This is a genomic window from Pseudomonas sp. (assembly GCF_050739995.1).
GTDB lineage: Bacteria > Pseudomonadota > Gammaproteobacteria > Pseudomonadales > Pseudomonadaceae > Aquipseudomonas.
Map to the genome: position 1 here is coordinate 1 of NZ_JBOICG010000048.1, position 6152 is coordinate 6152.

Annotated in this window: 6 protein-coding genes; 3 read left to right on the forward strand and 3 right to left on the reverse strand. The window is 59.0% G+C overall.

Features of this window, described 5'->3' with window-relative positions:
* Together ACRESD_RS01735 and ACRESD_RS01740 are read left to right on the forward strand one after the other, a co-directional pair.
* Positions 1-1192: RHS repeat domain-containing protein (locus ACRESD_RS01735; RefSeq protein WP_431749354.1), on the forward strand; the 1192-nt coding region annotated here is incomplete at its 5' end.
* Positions 1193-1195: 3 nt separating this feature from the next.
* A complete protein-coding gene (locus ACRESD_RS01740) occupies positions 1196-1615 on the forward strand; it encodes a hypothetical protein (RefSeq protein ID WP_431749355.1) in 420 nt (139 codons plus the stop codon).
* Between the two features lie 209 nt (positions 1616-1824).
* Here the strand turns inward: ACRESD_RS01740 and ACRESD_RS01745 are convergent, their stop codons facing one another.
* From ACRESD_RS01745 to ACRESD_RS01755, 3 genes are all read right to left on the reverse strand, one after another.
* Complete coding sequence (locus ACRESD_RS01745; RefSeq protein WP_431749356.1) at positions 1825-3054, reverse strand: M20/M25/M40 family metallo-hydrolase; 1230 nt, start codon at positions 3052-3054, stop codon at positions 1825-1827.
* A 47-nt stretch (positions 3055-3101) separates the two neighbouring features.
* Positions 3102-4160: a diguanylate cyclase gene (locus tag ACRESD_RS01750; protein WP_431749357.1), complete on the reverse strand. Its 1059-nt coding sequence runs from the start codon at positions 4158-4160 to the stop codon at positions 3102-3104.
* Between the two features lie 79 nt (positions 4161-4239).
* Entirely contained in the window at positions 4240-4872 is a 633-nt protein-coding gene (locus tag ACRESD_RS01755; RefSeq protein ID WP_431749358.1) for a LysE family translocator, read from the reverse strand.
* Positions 4873-5173: 301 nt separating this feature from the next.
* On the opposite strand from ACRESD_RS01755, the gene ACRESD_RS01760 reads away from it, so the two are divergent.
* Positions 5174-6152, forward strand: a 979-nt coding sequence (locus tag ACRESD_RS01760) for a PLP-dependent aminotransferase family protein (protein ID WP_431749359.1), incomplete at its 3' end; no start/stop codon positions are given.

Below are 6152 nucleotides of genomic sequence, written 5' to 3' on the forward strand. Positions count from 1 at the left end.
CGACTATGACGCCTTTGGCAACCTGATCCGTGAACGACGTGGTAAGGGCCAGCAGCTTGTCACTGAATACCGTTACGACTGTCAGCATCGGCTGATCGGCCTCACCCAACCGGACGGGCAAACCGCCCGCTATCGCTATGACCCGTTTGGACGGCGCATCAGCAAAACCGTGGAAGGCATAACCACGGAGTTCTTCTGGCAAGGCGACAAGCTGATTGCCGAGCATCAGGCGCAACGGCATCGCAGTTACGTCTACGAGCCGGACAGCTTCCGGCCGCTAGCCCTGCTAGAGGGGTTTGGCCCGAAAGACACAAAACCCTTTCACTACCAACTCGACCACCTAGGTACCCCGCAGGAGCTGACCGATAGCGAAGGCGAAATCGTCTGGTCCGCCCACTACCGCGCCTACGGCGAAATCGCCCGCCTCGACGTCGGCAAAATCGACAACCCGTTGCGTTTTCAAGGCCAGTACTTCGACGCGGAAAGCGGCCTGCACTACAACCGTCATCGCTACTACCATCCGGATATTGGTCGGTACCTGACGCCGGATCCGGTGAAGTTGGCGGGTGGGATCAATGCGTACCAGTACGTGCTTAATCCTACGGGGTGGGTGGATCCGCTGGGGTTTAGCACGTGTCCTGGTGGGGATGGGTGCAAGCCAAACGCTACAGCTCAAAACCCTACTGAAGCTGTTAATCATGGCGAACCCGCGTTACCACAACTGACACATGCAGAGCGACAAGTAAGGATTGAGGAGCTTACTGAAGCCAACGCTAAGCGTCGAATATTGGAATACGAAGCAAAGTACGATATGCATATGGTCGGCAAGCATGGACCAGAAGTGGAGAGCACCAAAATAAGGAGGCGATCAGTCGATGGGAGAGACCCCATTACAGGCATGCTCCCGAAGAACGGAAAGGGGGTTCCAAGTTCTCAATTTAACAGCTGGAAGTTTCAACTTCAGGCATGGACAAAGGCTACATCTCGGGTTGAACGTGGACTCCCGCGCTACACTGGCATTGACGACAAGAAAAACGACATTGTGCGTTTAGAATTACCAGGGGCTGGACGCGGCTACAGACCAAATAAGAAAGACCAAAAAAATCCAAATTTCGACCCTTCAATGAACGGCGCAGAAATGAAATTCCGTGAAGACGGCACGCCTTTCACTCTGTTTCCCATTAAGGAATAACAAATGCTATTTCACCCTTCCTCCGAACACATTCCTTTCGACGCCAGCTTGAGCTATTTCGTAGGAATTTTTGATATTTATGACAGGGAGGAAACAAAGGGAAAGACACTCGCCCAGTTCAACCCTAACGAAAATGAAGATCGAGAAGCGCTCATACTTGAATACTGTCTAGATCCTTACAACAAGCTTTCCTATCGCCATAGATACAAACTAATGGAGGAATTACTTCGAGCCCTAAACACTGAAAACTTTAACTTCCACTCTTATTTTGAGGACGATCCAGAAGCTTATTCAAAAATGGCTTGGGACGAAACAGAAATAGCTGATCCTCGGGGCTTCTTCGCCGACATATATCGACTAGCCAACGAGGCTTGGAAAGATGACCTCCAAAAAGCCAGCCTCGAAGACCCATCAACTTGGTAACACCGCACCGCTCTGCAACGCGACACCGCCTCCTGTGGCGAGCGAGCTTGCTCGCGCTAGACTGCGAAGCGGCCCCCATTGGGGCAATGCGTTTCTACAGGCATATCGGCGCCGCCTGTTTTGGGGCGGCTACGCAGCCCAGCGCAGGGCAAGCCTGCTCACTACAAAGCTCGCTCACCCAGAATAAACGGGCGAGCGAGCCGCTCTAATCACCGCTTCGAAAGCTCCATAATCATCCGACTCAGCAAATAAACCCGCGGCACCACGCTCTCCACCTCCGCATACTCTTCCGGCGTGTGAATATTCCCGCCCACAATCCCAAACCCATCCAACGTCGGTGTACCCACCCCGGCGGACAAGCTCGCATCCGCCGCGCCGCCGCTGCCTTCGATGGTCAGCTTGCGCCCCAGCTCCCCATAGATCCCTTGGGCAATCGCCACCAACTTGTCCGACTCAGGCGTCTGCGGCATCGGTGGCAAACCACGGTGCAGGCTGGTGGTCACTTCGGTGTCGGGGATCAGTTTGTTGGCCGATACGCGCGCCAGGTCCTTCTCGATGCGGTCGAATTCTTCCGGCAACGCGGCGCGTACGTCGGCCTTGGCGGTGGCTTGGTCGGGGATCACGTTGACGCGGTCACCGGCCTTGAGCACGGTGAAGTTGATGGTGGTTTTCTTCTCTTCATCACCCAGCTTGCCCAGTTGCAGGATCTGGTGCGCAGCTTCCATGGCGGCGTTGCGGCCCAGTTCCGGAGCGACGCCGGCGTGGGCGGCTTTGCCTTTGACTTCAACCACGGCAGTGGCACTGCCTTTGCGCCACACCACCAAACCATCAGCCGGACGGCCGGGCTCCAGGTTCAAGGTCACGTCGTGAGCCTTGGCGGTTTTGCGGATCAGTTCGGAAGCAGCCTCGGAGCCGGTTTCTTCACTGGCGTCGAGCAGGAAGGTGATTTGCGCGTAGTCCTTGAAACCCTGGTTTTTCAGGACTTTCAGCGCGTAGATGCCCGCGACGATACCGCCTTTGTCATCCATCACGCCGGGGCCATAGGCGCGGCCATCCTTGATGTGGAACGGGCGTTCGGCCGCCGAGCCTTCCTTGAACACGGTGTCCATATGGGCCATCAGCAGGATCTTGGCCTTGCCGGTGCCCTTGAGGGTGGCGATCACGTGGCTGTTGTTCGCCGCCTTGTCCGGCACCAGCTCGATACTGAAACCGAGCTGCTTCAACTCATCCACTGCGATGTCGCGCACTTGGGTCAAGCCCGGCTCGTAGCCGGAGCCTGAGTCGATATTCACCAGGCGTTCCAGCAGTTTCAACGCCTCGGCCTTGTACTGTTCGGCGTCCGCCTGGATCTGTTTATGGGGTTCGGCACTGTAGGCCGGCACGGCGAAGGACAAGGCCAGGGTCGCGGCCAGAAGGGTACGGGAGAAGGTAAAAAGCATGAACCGATCCTTGTTTTTGTTGGGAGGTGCCGCGCTACCCTACCCCACTAAACCGAGCGCAACAAACTCCCCTGCGCCGCACTGACCCGGTTGCGTCCACTGCTCTTGGCCTCGTACAACGCCAGGTCAGCGTCATTGAGCCAACTGATGGAATCGGCGTGGGTCGGTTGATACGGCGCCAGGCCGATACTCAAACTGGCGCGCAAGGTCGGATCCTGGGCGTACGCCAGGGCGTTGAAGCGATCGCGCAAGGCGTCCATCACTTCGGTGGCACGGTTGAGCGGCATGCCCGGCAGGATCACGCAGAATTCATCGCCACCGTAGCGCCCGGCCAGGTCCGTGGCACGCAAGTTCTGACGCAGCACTTTGCTCAGTTGGCGCAACACAATGTCACCGGTCACATGGCCGTAGGTGTCGTTGATGGTCTTGAAGTGGTCGATGTCGATCAAGGCAATGGCCGCACCGGCCTGACCACGGCGGCAGCGTTGAAATTCGATTTCCAGATGATCTTTCCACGCGCCGTGGTTAAGCAGGCCGGACAGGCTGTCGGTGCGGCTCAGGGCCAGCAGTTCGCGCTTGTGCCGGGCCAGGGTCACGGCCTGGCGATAGCAAATCCAGCCCAAGGCCAGGGGGTATACCATCAGGATCGGCAGGCAAGCGTAGAGTTGGGTGGCGGTGGTCACCGCAATGAATGCTGGCGTGAACAACAGCAGCGACGTGCCAATACCCAACGCTTGCGCGACCCAACCGGTGAGCATAAAGCGCGGCCCGCCGATGGCGACGTTGTTCATGCTCATCATCGACAGCGTGGTCACACTGGGCAGCGGGTTGAAGTGCATGGCACCGACCCAGAAGCCACCACAGAAGGAATCGAACAACAAGTTACGCCGCACACTGCGCAGTGAATTGCTCGCGCGACACGACCATTGGTAAGCCAGGTGCGGCCACACAAAGGCATTGATCACCATCCAGGCCCAGACCCAGAAGGACGGGTGCAACGGGTACATGGCAAACACCACGGACACAAAGCCGAGCGTCAGTCCCAGGGCACGGGATTTGTACAAACGCGAAGCAAGCGGAAGTCCCTTTCCTCCGGCGGCTGGCATGGTGTGGGGCGTCCTAGATGAGTGCCTGGAGTCTACCAGGGCAACGTCAAATCGCCACTACCGCTTATAGGCTAATACTTCAGTGGGAAAACCCGCGCGCCAGCATCAATGCGACGCCCAGCAGCAGCACCGCCGTGCACCGCTGCAACCACACGCGCCGCCTGGGATTTTCCAGCACATGCCGGATGCGCTGGCCGAAATAGCAATACAGGCAGCCGCTGGCAAATTGCAGCAGCAGGAAGGTCAGGCCCAGCACCGCGATATCTGCCATGGAACTGTGCCCCCCTGCCCCGGCAAACTGTGGGAATACGGCGCTGAACATGATGAGAGTCTTGGGGTTGGAAAACCCGGTCAACAAACCTTTGCCGAACAGGCCGCGTGCACCCGCAACCGGGCCGCCCTGGTCGATCGACACACCACTGCTGATCCACTGTTTGTAGGCCAGGTAAAGCATGTAGGCCACGCCGACAAACTGGAGGGTCTGCGTGATGGCGAGGTTGCCCTTGATCAACGCCGAAAAGCCCACGGCAAAGATCAGGATCGAAATCAGGTACGCCACGCTGGCGCCGATCTGCGCCGGAATCGAACGTCGCAGGCCGTCCTTCAAGCCCAGGCTCAACAGCAGCAAGGTCATGGGGCCGGGGCTGAACGTCATGGTGGCGCAGAACAATAGAAAGGAGAGAAACGAAGACAGCGTTAGCGCACTGGTCATGGTCCGGGGCCTTGCAGAGAGATCAGAGGAATGTGAAGTTCATGACCGCCAGGTCAGCCAGGGCTTGGTGAGTGGTCGGGTGCTGGGTGTCGACCATGGCCTGTACCGTATCGGTTCTGTTGCGCTAACCCCTTGCAGAACAGCACAGCGGGGTTGATCAGTTCGTTTGGCATGGCGTGGGCCCTTGCGGTGGTGCGATGGCCCGCAGTCTAGGGCAGCTCCCTTGCACAAGGCAGGTAAAGTAATGCCTAATCCGGCCGAACTTCACCGGTAAAATTACCGGAAAACACAAGGAAGGTTTATGTTTGTAGCCGCCATCGCTTTTAGGGAGGGCACCCCGAAAGTCCAGCAGATCGTCGAGGCGTTCAGCCAGGCCATCGAAAGCGGTGAGTGGGCGCCCGGCAGCAAGTTGCCGTCGGTGCGTGAGCTGACCCAGACCCTGGGCGTCAGCAAGTTCACCCTCAATGAGGCGCTGGATCGCTTGCGTGGGCGCAACCTGCTGACGTCCAGCCAAGGCCGTGGGTATTTCGTCGCGATGGAAACCACGCGGCCGGCGTCGGTGGCCTGGGTTGATCTGCTGCCACAGGACTTGCTCAGCGTATTGCGGCGCCCGTTGGTGACCGCTGGTAGCGAGCTGCGCCCGGGCAGCGGGCATTTGCCGGAAGACTGGTTGAATACCGAGCCCCTCCGCCAAGCCATGCGCAGCGTGGTCCGCGCACCGTCCCTGCGTATCGCCGGGCTGGGCACGCCGGCCGGTCTGTTGCCGTTGCGCCAAGCCCTGCAACAGAAGCTGCACGCCGAGGGCCTGTCGGTGCCGGTGGACCAGATCATCACCACGCCCAACACGCTGCAAGGCCTGGACATGCTCATACGCCTGCTGGCACGGCCCGGCGACACCGTGCTGCTGGACGCGCCGTGCTACTTCAACTTCCACGCCAACCTGGCCCTGCACGGGGTCAAGGTGGTGACGATCCAGCGTCGCCCCGAGGGTTTCGACTTCGCCGCATTGGAGCAGGTGTTGGCCGAACACCGACCTGCCCTCTACCTCACCACCAGCGTGCTGCAAAACCCCACTGGCCACTCCTTCAGCCCCAGCCAGGCGTTTCGCCTGTTGCAACTGACCCAGCAGTACCACTGCCATATCGTCGAGGATGACCTCTACGGCGACCTGCACCCCAATCCCTCCCCCCGCCTCGCGGCCTTGGCCGGGTTGGACCAAGTCACCTACCTGTCAGGCTTCTCGAAAATCCTCAGCGCCAACACCCGTGTCAGCTATGTGG

Excerpts from the sequence above, each read along its gene's own strand:
- ACRESD_RS01755 (WP_431749358.1), bottom strand. The coding sequence starts at position 4,872 with ATGACCAGTGCGCTAACGCTGTCTTCGTTTCTCTCCTTTCTATTGTTC.
- ACRESD_RS01740 (WP_431749355.1), top strand. The coding sequence starts at position 1,196 with ATGCTATTTCACCCTTCCTCCGAACACATTCCTTTCGACGCCAGCTTG.
- ACRESD_RS01745 (WP_431749356.1), bottom strand. The coding sequence starts at position 3,054 with ATGCTTTTTACCTTCTCCCGTACCCTTCTGGCCGCGACCCTGGCCTTG.
- ACRESD_RS01750 (WP_431749357.1), bottom strand. The coding sequence starts at position 4,160 with ATGCCAGCCGCCGGAGGAAAGGGACTTCCGCTTGCTTCGCGTTTGTAC.